At 67.2% G+C, this 15,542-nt stretch carries 13 protein-coding genes and 1 tRNA gene; 6 read left to right on the top strand and 8 right to left on the bottom strand.

All coding sequences use genetic code 11. The features are described 5' to 3' along the window. Window positions 1–11: 11 nt before the first annotated feature. The 5 genes from ACUWEX_RS04730 to ACUWEX_RS04710 all read right to left on the bottom strand — a co-directional run bounded on the left by ACUWEX_RS04730 (window position 12) and on the right by ACUWEX_RS04710 (window position 3,972). On the bottom strand, window positions 12–728 hold the full coding sequence (locus ACUWEX_RS04730) for a M50 family metallopeptidase (RefSeq protein ID WP_445997263.1): 717 nt from the start codon (window positions 726–728) through the stop codon (window positions 12–14). An 89-nt stretch (window positions 729–817) separates the two neighbouring features. Beyond that, window positions 818–892 (bottom strand) — tRNA-Arg (locus ACUWEX_RS04725). An 85-nt stretch (window positions 893–977) separates the two neighbouring features. Then, window positions 978–1,478: an HNH endonuclease gene (locus ACUWEX_RS04720; protein WP_077053709.1), complete on the bottom strand. Its 501-nt coding sequence runs from the start codon at window positions 1,476–1,478 to the stop codon at window positions 978–980. A 447-nt stretch (window positions 1,479–1,925) separates the two neighbouring features. After that, complete coding sequence (locus tag ACUWEX_RS04715; protein ID WP_445997262.1) at window positions 1,926–2,954, bottom strand: C40 family peptidase; 1,029 nt, start codon at window positions 2,952–2,954, stop codon at window positions 1,926–1,928. Between the two features lie 322 nt (window positions 2,955–3,276). Continuing rightward, a complete protein-coding gene (locus ACUWEX_RS04710; RefSeq protein WP_077053711.1) occupies window positions 3,277–3,972 on the bottom strand; it encodes a metal-dependent transcriptional regulator in 696 nt (231 codons plus the stop codon). Between the two features lie 95 nt (window positions 3,973–4,067). Here ACUWEX_RS04710 and serC point away from each other — a divergent pair, with 95 nt between their 5' ends. Next, complete coding sequence (serC, locus tag ACUWEX_RS04705; protein WP_445997261.1) at window positions 4,068–5,180, top strand: phosphoserine transaminase; 1,113 nt, start codon at window positions 4,068–4,070, stop codon at window positions 5,178–5,180. Between the two features lie 85 nt (window positions 5,181–5,265). Here serC and ACUWEX_RS04700 read toward each other — a convergent pair whose 3' ends face one another. Both ACUWEX_RS04700 and ACUWEX_RS04695 read right to left on the bottom strand, forming a co-directional pair. Further along, the gene (locus ACUWEX_RS04700; RefSeq protein ID WP_445997260.1) at window positions 5,266–6,273 is read right to left on the bottom strand and encodes a DUF3027 domain-containing protein; all 1,008 of its coding nucleotides are present in this window, start codon (window positions 6,271–6,273) and stop codon (window positions 5,266–5,268) included. After that, complete coding sequence (locus ACUWEX_RS04695) at window positions 6,266–6,649, bottom strand: cold-shock protein (RefSeq protein WP_079727062.1); 384 nt, start codon at window positions 6,647–6,649, stop codon at window positions 6,266–6,268. Before ACUWEX_RS04695 ends, ACUWEX_RS04700 begins: the two co-directional genes overlap by 8 nt. A 145-nt stretch (window positions 6,650–6,794) precedes the next feature. Between ACUWEX_RS04695 and ACUWEX_RS04690 the strand changes: the two genes are divergently transcribed. From ACUWEX_RS04690 to ACUWEX_RS04670, 5 genes are all read left to right on the top strand, one after another. Next, window positions 6,795–7,133, top strand: coding sequence for a multidrug ABC transporter ATPase (locus ACUWEX_RS04690; protein ID WP_143785323.1), 339 nt, complete (start codon window positions 6,795–6,797; stop codon window positions 7,131–7,133). A gap of 16 nt (window positions 7,134–7,149) precedes the next feature. Next, window positions 7,150–9,141: a helicase-associated domain-containing protein gene (locus ACUWEX_RS04685; RefSeq protein WP_079727060.1), complete on the top strand. Its 1,992-nt coding sequence runs from the start codon at window positions 7,150–7,152 to the stop codon at window positions 9,139–9,141. A 57-nt stretch (window positions 9,142–9,198) separates the two neighbouring features. Next, window positions 9,199–10,839, top strand: coding sequence for a DNA repair helicase XPB (locus ACUWEX_RS04680; RefSeq protein WP_077053717.1), 1,641 nt, complete (start codon window positions 9,199–9,201; stop codon window positions 10,837–10,839). Window positions 10,840–10,935: 96 nt separating this feature from the next. Beyond that, window positions 10,936–11,625, top strand: coding sequence for a response regulator transcription factor (locus ACUWEX_RS04675; RefSeq protein ID WP_077053718.1), 690 nt, complete (start codon window positions 10,936–10,938; stop codon window positions 11,623–11,625). Between the two features lie 10 nt (window positions 11,626–11,635). Beyond that, a complete protein-coding gene (locus ACUWEX_RS04670) occupies window positions 11,636–13,531 on the top strand; it encodes a sensor histidine kinase (RefSeq protein WP_445997259.1) in 1,896 nt (631 codons plus the stop codon). A gap of 327 nt (window positions 13,532–13,858) precedes the next feature. On the opposite strand, the gene groL is transcribed toward ACUWEX_RS04670, so the two are convergent. Further along, window positions 13,859–15,478, bottom strand: coding sequence for a chaperonin GroEL (groL, locus tag ACUWEX_RS04665; protein ID WP_079727057.1), 1,620 nt, complete (start codon window positions 15,476–15,478; stop codon window positions 13,859–13,861). Window positions 15,479–15,542: the final 64 nt, after the last annotated feature.

Genomic DNA, 15,542 nt, shown 5'->3' with positions numbered 1-15,542 from the left:
TCTCGGTCGTTCTAGTTCGAGAGGTACACAGCCCCGACGGCAACATAGCTGCCCGCGATCAGCACGGCGAACAGCACCAGCCACACCCCCGACGGAACACCGGTACTGCGCGCCAACAGGTACGCATCCGACGACGCCAACCGCTCCCGGTGCCGCACATGCACGGCCGCCACGGTCACCCACCCGCGCACGGCCCCGATCAGCAGCGCCACCCCGACGATCACGAGCGCATACGCCTGCACGGTCGGCGTCCCCCACACCCACAGCGCCGCACTCACCGCGATGGATGCCAGCACCACAACCACCCCGAACACGTTCCGCACCACAACCAACGTCACGACCAGCACCACGCCACCCACGAACAGCGCGGTCGCCTGCCATCCGGTCAGCACGCTGCACACGAGCGCGGCCCCCACGATCGCCGGCGCCGGATATCCCATCACGCCGCTCAGCACCGTGCTGAACCCGGGCCGCCCCATGCTGCGCGTATCGCCCGAATGATCCCCCCGAATGCGGATGCCGCTCACGAACCGCCCCGTCACCACCGCGGCCACGGCATGCCCCAGCTCGTGCACCAGCGTGGTGAACAGCCCGAACCACCGCCACGTCACGCGCGGCACGCTCAACACCAGCGCCGCCACGACGACGGCCACCACCACCCCGGCCGACACGTCGACGCGCTCCCCCGTCGCCAACAGCGCACCCCAGTCCACGACAAGCTCATCCATCGCGCCAGCATCGCAGACGAACCTATGGAGCCGTCGCACGAGGGTCCAACAGAGGGGAAGGCTTACGTCTCGATCGAACGTAAAACGTGTGGTGCCCCTGGAGGGACTCGAACCCCCAACCCTTTCCTTAGGACGGAACTGCTCTTCCATTGAGCTACAGAGGCTGACCGCATCCACTTTACCGTGTGCGGTTCGGGCGCGAGCGGCACCCCGTAGGGAGCGAGCACCGCGCAGGACGAACGGCGAGACCTAAGCCGCCCGCTGCCCCAGGTACTGCTCCCAGTGCGGCAGCGGACGCTCAACGCCGCGCACCGCCCAGGTCGGGCCGACGGGCACGCGCGGGATGGTGCGCAGCGTCCAGCCCATCTCGGCGGGCGTGCGGTCACTCTTGGCGTTGTTGCATCGCAGGCAGCAGGCGACGAGATTTTCCCAGCTGTCCGCTCCCCCGCGCGACTTCGGCAGCACGTGGTCGATGGTGGTGGCGTTCTTGGCGCAGTAGGCGCATTTCTGGCCGTCGCGGCGCAGCACCCCACGGCGTGTCACGGGCACGCGGCGGGAGTGAGGAATGCGCACATAATGCGTGAGCAGGATGACCGACGGGCGGTCGAGCGCCATGGTGGCGCCGTAGACGGGGTGGCCGGCATCGATCTCGACGATCGTGGCCTTCTTGTTCATCACCAGCACGAGCGCTCGTTTGAACGAGACGATGGCCAGCGGTTCGTATCCTGCGTTCAGCACCAGGGTGCGCATGGGGTTCCTCTCAACAGTCGTGACGGCTTCACGTTGTTTCGACAGCGTGACCGCGGCGGAGAGAGTCAGGCCCAGGGACGAAAAAAGGCACCGTCTGAGACGATGCCTTCACACTCCCGCAGCGCACGTGTGCACACTGCTGGTGGTGCTCGTAAAACTGGAATGCCGCAGCGCGAAACGACCAGAGGTATCCGTGGTGTGGATACGCGGTTGTTCGCACATGAGCTGCCTGCCCCTTTTTCGCTTGGGTCAAGACAATAATGTAACCCACGAATGCCCGACCGTGGTCGAAATATCGACCGAGAAACTCATGTGTAACGAAGAGTTCACGCGCCGGGCGGCCCCATCCTGCCCGGCGCACGACCTCACACGCACGAACCGCCCGCCGAGGAGGTGTCGGCGGGCGGTTCGAGGTGCTGGATGCTCGAGGCATCCTCATCGGTCTTGTTAGCCGGTGAAGCGCACGTAGGTGTAGTTGCCGTACATCGGGCCGATGCGGAGCGGCGTGCCCGGCTGCGAGGCGTGCAGGATCATGCCGTTGCCGGCGTAGAAGCCGATGTGTCCGGGCTTGACCAGCAGGTCGCCGGGAACAGCCTCGGCGGCCGAGATGACCGTGCCGCGGGCACCCTGAGCGGTGGACGAGTGCGGCAGCGAAATGCCGAACTGCGCGTAAACGTAGAGCACGAAGCCCGAGCAGTCGAAGCCGGCAGGCGTGGCGCCACCGAAGACATAAGGAACGCCCTGGTACTTCAGCGCGGCGGCGAAGACATCGGCCTGCGAGGGCAGACCGGCACGCGGGGCCGCTGCGAGCAACTCGGCCGCGGTCTTCTGCGTGCTGGCGGTCTGCACATAGCTGGCCGTCGTGGCCGTGCGCTGGGCGGCAACCGCGGTGGCGGCGCGTGCCGTAGCGAGCTCGGCGGAGGTCGTGGCCGTATAGCCGTCACGCGCGACGGGCGCAATGGCCGCCTCGTCGTCGACGGTCATTTTCTGGGCGCCGGTCTCTTTCGCGACCTGCACGCCCGAGGCGGCCGTCTGGTCGTCGGTGCCACCGGGCGTCATGGCATAGGCCGGGATCGCGATGGTGGCGAAGAGGCCGGGAACCACGAGCGCCATGACGGCCGTGGACCGGAAGCTGCGCCATCCCTTGCTCGGCGCCTTCTTGGCGGCCGGCTTCGTGAAAGCGGGCGACACGGCCGAGGGGGCTGCGGCCTGAGTGGCGACCGCGGCGGTCTTGACCCTCACGCGGGTCGAGGGGGTGAGGCTCGAGGCGGCGGGGGTCTTGGCACCGATGCTGCTCGTGGCGGCGGGGGTGCGGGCTGGCTGCACGGCCTGTGCGGCGGCGGCAGCAGCTGCTTCGCGGATGCTTCGGCGGGTCGGAGTCGCCGAAGGGGTGGTGCTTTCGGGGGTGGTGCTGGGGTTCGGGTTGGTGGAGCTGTTGGGCGAGTCTGGCGACTCGGGGGTGACGTTTTCGGCCAAAGTTTTTACCTCCGGCGCCTCTCCAGCCCGGGCATGGGACTGGCTCATCCACAACAAGAATCATTGGGGATCTGCCGTAAGGAGATGAGCGGGGAAGGCGCCTCACGACAGGTCCTGCGACCGGTTTGCGGCCATCGGACTTGTTCGACCATACGCGAGGGCAGGGGCTTTGTCACATATATCCGGGTCTTTTTTAACGAATTGGTAACGGAAAATAGCCCCCTCTTCGGGGCCTATCATTGACGCCCCTCTTGCGCATGGTCGGACAACAAGAACGCCGCGTCGCCCGTCATAACGGGCAACGCGGCGAAAGGAGACCGGCTTAGACGGAGGCGACGTAAATGTGTGTCGCGACCTCGTGAGGAAGTTCTAAACCATCCCCAAAACCTTCAACCTGGACTAGAACGTAGGTGCCCGCAGCCGAGAACGTTGCCTCGTTGCCGGGCAGCACACCCGACTGCTTGAGCTGCAGCAACAGCTCGGGCTCGAACTGCACGGGCTCACCCAACCGACGGATGGTGGCGGCCACGGGTTCGGCCGACGACCGCACCAGCTCGACGATGCTCGTGACACCCGCACCGAACGCGCCGGCCGGGTCGTCGCCCAATTCGTCGAGACCGGGGATGGGCGTGCCATAGGGCGACTCGGTGGGGTGGTTGAGCATGGCCAGCAGCTTGCGCTCGACCTGCTCGCTCATGACGTGCTCCCAGCGACAGGCCTCTTCGTGCACGTACTCCCACTCGAGCCCGATCACGTCGCTCAAGAGACGCTCGGCGAGACGGTGCTTGCGCATGACGTGAACGGCCTTGCGGCGGCCATCCGTGGTCAATTCGAGGTGGCGGTCACCCGAGACGACCACGAGGCCGTCGCGCTCCATGCGGCCGACGGTCTGCGAGACGGTGGGGCCCGAGTGGCCGAGGCGCTCGGAAATTCGCGCACGAAGGGGAACGATGTTCTCTTCTTCGAGTTCGAGGATGGTGCGGAGGTACATCTCCGTCGTGTCAATTAGATCGGTCATCGACGTCTCCCTGGGGTTCTGCGCGGTTCGACCAGCCTACTGTGACCGGCCGACATAGAACGAAGCGGAACAACCCGCGCCTCTACAATCAACGTATGGCTGACTTGCACATTCCCGCTGACCTCCTGCCCGCCGACGGACGCTTCGGATGCGGTCCCTCCAAGGTTCGTCCCGAGCAGATCCAGGCACTCGCCGCCGCCGGAGAAACGCTCCTCGGCACGTCCCACCGCCAGGCCCCCGTCAAGAACCTGGTCGGCAGCGTGCGCGAAGGCCTCTCCTCCCTCTTCCGCCTGCCCGACGGTTATGAAATCGTCCTCGGCAACGGTGGTTCGACAGCGTTTTGGGATGCCGCATCCTTCGGTCTCATCGAACGCCGTGCCGAGAACCTCTCGTTCGGAGAATTCGGTTCCAAATTCGCCAAGGCTGCCGGCGCGCCGTGGCTCGAGGCCCCCGTCGTGAAGACCGCCGCGGGTGGATCGCGCAGCGAGGTCGAGATCGTCGAGGGTGTCGACGTGTACGCCTGGCCGCACAACGAGACCTCCACGGGCGTCATGGCCCCCGTGAAGCGCGTGCACGGCGACGAGGGCGCGCTCACCGTCATCGACGCCACGAGCGCCGCGGGTGGCATCGACATCGACGCCGCCGAAACCGACGTCTACTACTTCGCGCCGCAGAAGAACTTCGCCTCCGACGGCGGCCTGTGGTTCGCCCTCTTCTCCCCCGCCGCCCTCGAGCGCGTCGAGAAGATCGCCGCGAGCGACCGCTACATCCCCGAGTTCCTCAGCCTGAAGAACGCGGTCGACAACTCGCGCCTCAACCAGACCCTCAACACGCCCGCCATCGCCACGCTCGTCATGCTCGACAGCCAGCTGCAGTGGATGAACGGCAACGGCGGCTTGTCGTGGGCGTCGGCGCGCACGACCGAGTCCTCGAACGTGCTCTACGACTGGGCCGAGCGCACCTCGTACACGACCCCGTTCGTCGAGAACCCCGAGCACCGCTCGCAGGTCGTCGTCACCATCGACTTCGACGACGCCATCGACGCCGCCCAGGTGGCCAAGGTTCTGCGCGCCAACGGAATCGTCGACACCGAGCCCTACCGCAAGCTGGGCCGCAACCAGCTGCGCGTGGCCACGTTCACGGCCATCGACCCCGACGATGTGCGCCAGCTGGTGCGCAGCATCGAGCACGTGGTCGGCGCGCTCTAGGTTTCCCACGACACAGAAGAGGGGCGGATGACTTCGGTCACCCGCCCCTCTTCTCATATCGTCTTCTCAGCCCGACGTCCGCGACCTACTTGCGGCGGGGGCGTCGACGCCACAGGCGGCGGCGACGCGGCTTCTCGTCCCCAGACTCGCCGTCGGCGCCGGACGAGTCGTTCGCGCCGCTCGCGTCGTCGGTGTCATCCTCCGAGTCGTCGTCGTCATCGTCAGAGTCGTCATCGCCGCGTGACGCACCGTCGTCAGACTCGTCATCATCGTCAGACTCGTCATCATCATCTGACTCGTCGTCATCCGACTCGTCGTCATCATCCGATTCGTCGTCATCGTCATCGTCATCGTCGTCGTCGTCGTCCGACTCATCGTCGTCATCGTCATCCGAGTCGTCCTCGGATTCCTCGGCGTCATCGATATCCACGCCGTCGATGTCGTCGTCGTGATCGTCGAGATCGCTCTCGTCTTCGTCATCGAACTCGTCGTCGTCAGCGGCAGCGGCGAGCGCGGCCTCGGCCTCGAGCTGGGCGGCCCGGTAGTCGGCCAGTCGATCCGACCACGGCACCCACTCGGGAGCGATGAGCGCGAGCTCGCCCGGCATCAATTCGACCTCGAGCACGGTGGGCGCCGTCTCGTCGTCGACGCGCGCGATCGTGGCGCTCCAGAACCAGCCGGGGTAGCCGGCCTGCAGGTTCTCGAACAGGAGCGACAGCACGTGCTCGCCCTCGACGATGTGTCCGGCGGGCTCACCGATCGTCTCCGCGGGCGTCACCTCGGCGAGCGCCGTGCGCGCCAGATCGACGGAGGCCAACAGAACCTCATCGGGAATAGCCGGCACAGCCTCGACGGGCTGAGCATCCGCGTCGGCGTCAGCATCCGCGCCAGAGTCAGCATCCGTCGCAGCGTCTGAAGCGTCGGAGCCGCCCTCCACGGAATCCACATCAGAACCCTCGGCGCCAGCACCGTCAGCCTGCCCCACGGGCTCGCTCACAGCATCCGACACGCCGTCTGCACCGGTCTCGGCCAAACCCGCGCGCTCATCGTGCTCACCCGCGGCGAGGCCATCATCATCGCGCGGCTCAGGCATCGAGTTCATCCGCGACCCGTCGCAACACCTGGGCGACTTTGTGGCTGTGGGCACTGTCGGGGTAGCGGCCCTTGCGCAGGTTGCCGCCGATGCCGTCGAGCACCTTGACCAGGTCTTCGACGATGATCGCCATGTCGTCGGCCGGTTTGCGCTTCGCCTTGGCGAGGCTGGGCGGGGCGTCGAGAACGCGCACGGAGAGCGCCTGAGCGCCGCGTTTGCCGTCGGCGACGCCGAAATCGAGGCGGGTTCCTGCCTTCACCTGCGTGACACCGGCGGGAAGCGCCGACGCGTGCAGGAACACTTCCTGACCGTCATCGCTCGCGATGAAGCCGAAGCCTTTTTCCTCGTCGTAGAACTTGACCTTGCCGGTTGGCATTGAAACCTCGCTGCTGTTGGTGCACGCCACCCGGGTGTGGCGTGAGACGCATTGACCTGACTTCCGGGCTCGTCAGGACGGTGGGCTCGTGCCCACCATCCATCAGTTTAACTGTTTGTCACCCGGGAGCCGATATCCTGGTCAGGTGACCGATCAAACATCTTCCGGCGTAACGAGGTTCGAGCGTGTGCTCGCCGTGATGCTGGTCGCAATAGTCTTCCTGTCCATTCTCAGCTTCGTCGCCATCATCGTGGGCACTGCCACGGGCCTCGAGCGCGGCGATTTCCAGAACGGCCTGTGGCCCGTCATCAGCTTCTTGCCGCTCATCGGTCTGCCGATCGCGTTCCTCATGGTCCTCACGCTGCTGATCGTCGGTTTCACCCGTCGTGGCCGCGAGAACCGCGCCTCCGCGGCATCCGCGCCCGCAGCCTCCACCGCACGGCGAACGCCGGGCGGCACCACGCGTCCCCGGTCGAGTCGATAAGGGCCCGGTCGTCTCCGTGACTGACACTCTCGCGCTTGCAACGTCGCTCCGCGCCTGGCCCGACGAGGCCATCCGCACGCTGCTCACCGCGCGCTCCATCTCCCCCGATGCGCGCATCTCCGATCTCTTCGACCTCGCCGACCTGCTCTTCGATCCCGAGCGCGTGCAGCAGGCCCTCAGCCACCTCGATCGCCGCACCCTGGCTCTCGCATCCGGCGCCCCGGTCGACCCCTCCGATGACGCGGATGTCGCACGCCAGCGTCACCTCGTCACCCTCGCCCTCGGCACGGGCGCGCCCCGGGCGGTCGACCCGCTCGACATCGACCCGGCCACCTACCGCACCTTCACCGCGGTCTCGGACGTGCTCGCAGGCTGGCCTGAGCGTGGCCTGCCCGACGCCGAGGCTCTCGCAGACGAACCGGCTCCCGCCATCGAGGGGTTCACCGCAACCGGTCCCGCCTCGCCCGGCACGGCGAACGGTCTCGCCGGGTCACACTCCCCGGCCGACGGCGTCCCCGCCGAGCAGCACCACGGCGGTCATGCGGGCGTCCCCTCCGGCGCACGCAGCACCCAGACCATCCCCGTCACGGCGCCCGAGTCGCTCGCCTCCGAGCGCGCCTTCGAGGCCCTGTCGGCCGTCGCCGAGATGATCATCGAGCTCACGCAGATGCCCGCGCGCGAGCTGGGTCGCGGTGGCCTCGGCCAGCCCGACACCAAGCGCATGGCCGAGTCGATGCACGTCGAGCCCACGGCCGTCACCACGTACTTCGACCTCGCGCGCCGCGCCGGTTTCGTCACGCTCGAGTCGACCGGTTGGCTGTCCACGCCCGACGGCGAGCGCTGGTTGCGCGGCAGCATCGTCGACCGCTGGTCCCTGCTCGCGAGCACGTGGCTCGAGTCGGTGCCCACCGAGGTGCGCGCGGCTCTCGCACCGCTGGCACAGAGCTCGTGGGGCCAGGCCCTCACGTCCTACGCCGCGTGGCTTTACCCGGCCGGCAGCGGCTGGATCACAACGCAACTTGCGCGTGTCACCGCGCAGGCCGAGGCCCTCGGCATCACTACGACGGGCCACCCGACATCCGTCGGCGTCACCGTGCTCGAGCAGGGTGCGGATGCCGCAGCCGCCCTCCTCGCCGACAGCCTCCCGCACCAGGTCGACAACGTCTACATCCAGCACGACCTCAGCATCGTCAGCCCGGGCCCTCTCAACCCCACGGCCGACCTGCGCCTCCGCGGAATCGCCGGCCTCGAAGCCCGTGCGCAGGCCGCGAGCTACCGCCTGAGCGCCGAGTCCGTGACGAAGGCGCTGTCCTCGGGTGAGACCGCTGACAGCATCCTCGAGTTCTTGTCCAAGATCTCGCTGACCGGCATCCCGCAGCCTGTCGACTACCTCGTGCGCGAGAGCGCCAAGCGCTTCGGACGCGTGCGCGTGGGCTCTCTGCCCGAATCAGAATCCGGGTCCGCCTCCGGCTCTGCCGAATCGCCGGCCGGCGCGCGCACCTACGTGCGTTCCGACGACGAGCACCTGATCAGCCAGATCTCGGTCGACCACTCCCTCACGGCAGTCGCCCTGCAGCAGTCCGGCCGCAACCGCCTCGTCAGCCGTTTCGCCGACGACGTGGTGTTCTGGGCGCTCGTCGACGCCCGGTACCCGGTGGCCGCCGAGACCATCGACGGTGAGATCCGCACGCCGCGCCGCCGAGCTCTGCGCGCCCGGCCGACGCCGGCGCCGCCCGCCGACTTCTCCCCGCTGATCGCACGCCTGCGCGAGAACACGGCCGTCGAGGGCGATGCCTCCGACGAGGCCTGGTTGGCGAGACAGCTCGACGCCGCCATCAAGGCAAAGCAGACCGTGCTCGTGCTGGTCTCGCTCCCGGGTGGGGTGGAACGCGAGTTCCTGCTCGAGCCGACGGCCGTCGCCGCCGGACGCCTGCGCGGACGCGATCGTGCCGCCGACATCGAGCGCACGCTGCCGATCAAGAACATCACGCGCCTGAAGCCTGCCTGATCGGGGCTGGCGGCCCGCGTCATCCGTTGTCAGAAAGCGCGACTAAACTGAGCAGTTATGTCTGACGGACCACTGATCGTCCAAAGCGACCGCACCGTGCTGCTCGAGGTCGCGCACCCTCTCGCGGAGGAAGCGCGGCACGATCTCGCCGTCTTCGCCGAGCTCGAACGAGCCCCCGAGCACATCCACACCTACCGCATCACGCGTCTCGGGCTGTGGAACGCGCGCGCCGCCGGCCACGAGGCCGAGGACATGATCGGCACCCTCGAGAAGTACTCGAAGTTCGCCATCCCCCAGACCGTCACCATCGACATCGCCGAGACGGTCTCGCGTTACGGCCGCCTCAACATCGAGCGGGATGACGAGGGCGCCCTCATTCTGCGTTCGCTCGACGAGGCCGTCATCGCCGAGGTCGCCAACGCCAAACGCATCGCGCCCCTCCTCATCGGAAACCCGGCCCCCGGCGTCTTCCTCGTCGAGCCCTGGGCCCGCGGCCAGCTCAAACAAGAACTCGTGAAACTCGGATGGCCCGCCGAAGACCTCGCGGGTTACACCCCGGGCACCCCTCACGTCATCGACCTGAAGGAAGACGGCTGGGCCCTGCGGGACTACCAGAACAAGGCCGTGCAGAACTTCTTCGACGGCGGCTCGGGTGTCGTCGTGTTGCCCTGTGGCGCCGGCAAGACGCTCGTCGGCGCGGGCGCAATGGCCACGGCCAAGACCAACACGCTCATCCTCGTGACCAACACCGTCTCGGCCCGCCAGTGGCGCGACGAGCTCCTCAAGCGCACCACGCTGACGGCCGACGAGATCGGCGAGTACTCGGGCGAGGTCAAAGAGGTCAAGCCCGTCACCATCGCCACCTACCAGATCCTCACGGCGCGCCGAAAAGGCGAATACACGCACCTGGCCCTGCTCGACGCCATGGACTGGGGCCTCGTGGTCTACGACGAGGTGCACCTGCTGCCCGCGCCCGTCTTCAAGCTCACGGCCGAGCTGCAAGCGCGTCGCCGCCTCGGCCTCACCGCCACGCTCGTGCGCGAGGACGGCCGCGAGGGCGATGTATTCAGCCTCATCGGCCCGAAGCGTTTCGACGCGCCGTGGAAAGAGATCGAGGCCCAGGGCTACATCTCCCCCGCCACCTGTTACGAGGTGCGCATCGACCTGCCGCAGTCCGAACGCCTTACCTACGCGGCCGCGGCCGACGACGAGCGCTACCGCCTCGCCGCCACGGCTCCCGCCAAGTTGGATGTCGTGCGCGAGCTCGTGAAGAAGCACAAGGGTGAGCGCATCCTCGTCATCGGCCAATATCTCGACCAGATCGACGAACTCGCCACCGCCCTCGGCGCCCCGCAGCTCACCGGCTCGACGCCCGTCGACGAACGCGAGCGACTCTTCCAGGCGTTCCGCGTCGGCGAAGAGCAAGTGCTCGTCGTGTCGAAAGTCGCGAACTTCTCGGTCGACCTACCCGAGGCCACCGTCGCCATCCAGGTGTCGGGATCGTTCGGTTCGCGCCAGGAAGAGGCCCAGCGCCTCGGCCGTCTGCTGCGTCCCAAGGAGTCCGGCCTGGCCGCCAACTTCTACACGCTCGTTGCCCGCGACACGGTCGATCAGGACTTCGCGCAAAACCGTCAGCGGTTCCTCGCCGAACAGGGCTACAGCTACACGATCCTCGACGCCGACAGCATCGCGGCGTAAGCAGGGGCAGGGCGCTCGGATGTCATCGAGCCGGCGCCCTGCGCACCTCCCCAGCGCTCCCAGACAACGTGCAGACAACACGCAGATACTAGGGGCATGACCGGACCACGCATCCTTATCGTCGACGACGAACCCAACATCCGCGACCTCCTCACCACGAGCCTGCGCTTCGCCGGTTTCGCGGTGCGCGCGGTCGGCAACGGCGCTCAGGCCATCTCGGCCGTCCTCGAAGAAGAGCCCGACCTGATCATCCTCGACGTGATGCTGCCCGATATGAACGGCTTCGGTGTCACCAAGCGTCTGCGCTCCTCGGGCTACACGGCCCCCATCCTCTTCCTCACGGCCAAGGACGACACCGAAGACAAGATCACGGGTCTCACGGTGGGCGGCGACGACTACGTCACCAAGCCCTTCAGCCTCGACGAGATCGTGGCCCGCATCAAGGCCATCCTGCGACGCACCATGCACGCCGACGAAGACGCGGTCATCCGCGCCGGCGAGCTCACCATGGACCAGGACACGCACGAGGTGCTCGTGGGCGAGACGGCCATCGAGCTCAGCCCCACCGAGTTCAAGCTGCTGCGCTACCTCATGCTCAACCCCAACCGCGTGCTCAGCAAAGCCCAGATCCTCGACCACGTGTGGGAGTACGATTTCAACGGTGACGCGGGAATCGTCGAAAGCTACATCTCTTACCTGCGCCGCAAGCTCGACCAGTTCTCGTCAGAACCCCTCATACAGACCAAGCGTGGCTTCGGCTACATGTTGAAGACCGGTAAGGCCTGATCCGCACCCAATGAACGATTCCCTCTCCGAGTGGTGGAATTCGATTTCGCTGCGCACCAAGATCACCGGTGTCACCGTTATCGTCCTCGCCATGGGGTTGCTGCTCGCGGGAGTCGGCACGGTCGCCATCCTCAAGCCGGCGCTGACCAACCAGGTCAACGCCAAGCTGCAGGCGCAGGCACAGAACGAATACATCGCGGGGCTCGTCGACAACGACGTGGTGCTCGACGGGTCGAACTCCGACTTCTATGTCGCGTTCTACAACCCGACCGGCGAATACGTGGGCAACACGTGGCGCAGCAAGCCGTCGAGCACCCTTCCCGTGCCGCCGGCCATCTTCACCCTCGAACAGGCGGCCGGGCGCGACCTGGTGCCGTTCGAGTTGCACAACGCCAACGGGGCGATCACCTATTCGGCGGTGGCTGCCCCCATCCGTTGGGACGACGGGCGCAGCACGGGCGTCGCCGTCGTGGCCATGTCGATGCGCGAAACCGACAATGTCGTTGCCACCTACCTCACGATCTTCTTCGGCCTGGGCCTCGGGGTCATCATTCTCGGGGCCGTGCTGACACGTTTGCTCGTGACATCCACGTTCCAGCCGTTGCGGGATGTCGAGAGCACCGCCGCCGCCATCGCCAAGGGTGACTTCAGCCAACGCCTCAGCGTCTCGACCCCCAACACTGAGGTCGGCCGCCTGAACCGCTCGCTCAACACCATGTTGAACCGCATCGACCAGGCGTTCTCCGACCGCAGCAAGACCATCAGCCAGATGCGCCGCTTCGTGGGTGACGCCAGCCACGAGCTGCGCACGCCCCTCGTCACCGTGCGGGGCTACGCCGAGCTCTACCGCATGGGCGCCCTGCAGACCCCCGACGACGTCGCCCAGGCCATGGAACGCATCGAGAAAGAAGCCATCCGCATGGGTGGCCTCGTCGAAGACCTGCTCGAGCTCGCGCGCCTCGACGAGACGAAGCCGCTCATGCGCACGGTCGTCGACCTCACCCCGATCGCCCGCGACGCCGCCATGGATGCATCCGCCGCGTCGCAAGATCGCACGGTCACCGTCGTCGCCGACAACCCGCCTCAGACCGCGCTGCGCGCCACCCCGGCCACGTCTTCCGGCCCGGCTCTCGGTGCCGCTGCGGGCGCACTCGCCTCCGCCGGTGCCAGCGCGGGTGCGGGCACCGACCCTCAGGCCGCTGCCGCTGCGGCTGCGCGCACCGGAGACACGGCACCCGATGCTTCTGGCGCGCCGACCAGTGCGTCCACTGACGGCCAGACGTCCCCTCTCGTGCGGCGCTCGCGCGCGGATGGCACCGGACCGGCCGCGGCGACGGGCCCCATCGCCTACGCCGGCGCAACGCTCGCACGCCTCCGGTCACGTCGCCCCCGCTCCGGAGCGCCCGGCGTCGGCCGCGACACCGACGAACACGACATCATCGACCTGGCTGCGTCTGAGGGACTCGACGGTGTGCGCCCCGAGACGCCCGCGCTCGTCTACGCCGAGGAGAACAAGATCCGACAGGTGGTGACGAACCTCATCGGCAACGCGCTGCGGTTCACGCCGCCCGGAAGCCCGATCGAGATCGGCGTCTCGGCCAACCCCGCCACGGGCACCGCGACCATCGCGGTCATTGACCACGGCGAGGGCGTTCCCCCGCAGATCCGCGAGAAGATCTTCGAGCGCTTCTGGCGCGCCGACAGCTCTCGCACGCGCGAGACCGGCGGCAGCGGCCTCGGGCTGGCCATCGTGTCGTCGATCATCCGGGCCCACGAGGGCACTGTGACGGTCGACGAGACCCCGGGCGGCGGAGCGACGTTCCGTGTCACCCTGCCGCTCCTCGACGCCCAGCGCGCCGCTGAGCTCGCTCCGCGCGGCGGCGACGCCTCCCCCGCCACCCGCTAGCTCGCACGCCACCCGCTCGCGCGAGCAACAGCGGCCGCGGCTGCCGCTGCGGCTGCCCCTACGACTGCGACTGCAATTGCGGGTGCGGCTGGGACTAGGGCCCCACCCGCACCTGCACCTGCACCTGCACCTGCACCTGCACCTGCACCTGCGGCCACGGCTACTACTCCGGCTGCGCCTACCGCCACGGCTGCAGCTCCAGGGCTGCGACCACGACTACGACTACGACCACGACTTCGCAAACGTGCTCACGCGCACGTACTCGCCGTGCGGTTCAACGGCGAGAGGCGCCCTCCCAAAGGAGGACGCCTCTCGTGTGTGCAGGACTTAGAAGTCCATGCCACCGGTGGGGTCGGCCGGGGCCGGAGCGTTGCGCTCGGGCTTGTCGGCGACGACGGCCTCGGTGGTGAGGAACAGACCGGCGATGGAGGCGGCGTTCAGCAGAGCCGAACGGGTCACCTTCACCGGGTCGTTGATGCCGGCGGCCAGCATGTCGACGTACTCGCCGGTCGCGGCGTTGAGGCCGTGTCCGACGGGCAGGTTGCGAACCTTCTCGGCCACGACGCCGGGCTCGAGGCCCGCGTTGAGGGCGATCTGCTTCAGCGGGGCGTCGATGGCGACGCGCACGATGTTGGCACCGGTCGCCTCGTCACCCGTGAGGTCGAGCTTGTCGAAAGCGGTCTTGCCGGCCTGAATCAGGGCGACACCACCACCGGCGACGATGCCCTCTTCGACGGCTGCCTTCGCGTTGCGAACGGCGTCTTCGATGCGGTGCTTGCGCTCCTTGAGCTCGACCTCGGTCGCGGCACCGGCCTTGATGACCGCAACACCGCCGGCCAGCTTGGCCAGGCGCTCCTGCAGCTTCTCGCGGTCGTAGTCGCTGTCGGTGTTCTCGATCTCTTTACGGATCTGAGCAACGCGACCGGCGATCTGCTCGGCGTCGCCGGCACCCTCGACGATGGTGGTCTCGTCCTTGGTGATGACGACCTTGCGAGCGCGACCCAGCAGGTCGAGCGTCACGTTCTCGAGCTTGAGGCCGACCTCTTCGCTGATGACCTGACCACCGGTGAGGATGGCGATGTCCTGCAGCTGGGCCTTGCGACGGTCACCGAAGCCGGGAGCCTTGACGGCAACCGACTTGAAGATGCCGCGGATCTTGTTGACGACGAGCGTCGCGAGAGCTTCGCCGTCGACGTCCTCGGCGATGATGAGGAGCTGCTTGCCCGACTGGATGACCTGGTCGACGATCGGCAGAAGGTCCTTGATGTTCGAGATCTTCGAGTTCGCGATCAGGATGTAGGGGTCTTCGAAGACCGCTTCCTGACGGTCGGCGTCGGTCACGAAGTAGGCCGACAGGTAACCCTTGTCGAAGCGCATACCCTCGGTGAGCTCGAGCTCGGTGCCGAACGTGTTCGACTCCTCGACGGTGACGACACCTTCCTTACCGACCTTGTCGATCGCCTCGGCGATGATCGCACCGATCTGGGGGTCGGCGGCCGAGATGGATGCCGTGGCGGCGATCTCTTCCTTGGTCTCGATCTCCTTGGCAGCGGAGATGAGCTCGGCCGAGACGGCGGCGACGGCCTTCTCGATGCCCTTCTTCAGGCTGATGGGGTCGGCACCGGCGGCCACGTTGCGAAGTCCTTCGCGAACGAGGGCCTGAGCCAGGACGACGGACGTCGTGGTGCCGTCACCGGCAACGTCGTCGGTCTTCTTGGCGACCTCTTTGACCAGCTCGGCGCCGATCTTCTCGTACGGGTCGTCGAGTTCGATCTCCTTGGCGATGGACACGCCGTCGTTGGTGATCGTGGGGGCGCCCCACTTCTTCTCGAGTACGACGTTGCGGCCGCGGGGCCCGAGGGTGACTCGGACGGCGTCGGCCAGCGTGTTCAAGCCACGCTCGAGGCCGCGGCGGGCCTCTTCGTCAAAAGCAATGATCTTAGCCATTGTGTTTTTCGTCCCTCCCGGACGTCATGAACGTATTTAGCACTCAGGTTGATCGAGTGCTAAC

The organism is Okibacterium fritillariae (assembly GCF_052783725.1).
Note: the sequence above shows the minus strand (reverse complement) of the source record. Positions and strands in the feature narration are given on the sequence as shown.

What these genes read in the sequence shown, in the direction of transcription:
- ACUWEX_RS04670 (WP_445997259.1), top strand. Translation starts at nt 11,636, where the DNA reads ATGAACGATTCCCTCTCCGAGTGGTGGAATTCGATTTCGCTGCGCACC.
- groL (WP_079727057.1), bottom strand. Translation starts at nt 15,478, where the DNA reads ATGGCTAAGATCATTGCTTTTGACGAAGAGGCCCGCCGCGGCCTCGAG.
- ACUWEX_RS04720 (WP_077053709.1), bottom strand. Translation starts at nt 1,478, where the DNA reads ATGCGCACCCTGGTGCTGAACGCAGGATACGAACCGCTGGCCATCGTC.
- ACUWEX_RS04680 (WP_077053717.1), top strand. Translation starts at nt 9,199, where the DNA reads ATGTCTGACGGACCACTGATCGTCCAAAGCGACCGCACCGTGCTGCTC.
- ACUWEX_RS04730 (WP_445997263.1), bottom strand. Translation starts at nt 728, where the DNA reads ATGGATGAGCTTGTCGTGGACTGGGGTGCGCTGTTGGCGACGGGGGAG.
- ACUWEX_RS04675 (WP_077053718.1), top strand. Translation starts at nt 10,936, where the DNA reads ATGACCGGACCACGCATCCTTATCGTCGACGACGAACCCAACATCCGC.
- ACUWEX_RS04710 (WP_077053711.1), bottom strand. Translation starts at nt 3,972, where the DNA reads ATGACCGATCTAATTGACACGACGGAGATGTACCTCCGCACCATCCTC.
- ACUWEX_RS04700 (WP_445997260.1), bottom strand. Translation starts at nt 6,273, where the DNA reads ATGCCTGAGCCGCGCGATGATGATGGCCTCGCCGCGGGTGAGCACGAT.
- serC (WP_445997261.1), top strand. Translation starts at nt 4,068, where the DNA reads ATGGCTGACTTGCACATTCCCGCTGACCTCCTGCCCGCCGACGGACGC.
- ACUWEX_RS04695 (WP_079727062.1), bottom strand. Translation starts at nt 6,649, where the DNA reads ATGCCAACCGGCAAGGTCAAGTTCTACGACGAGGAAAAAGGCTTCGGC.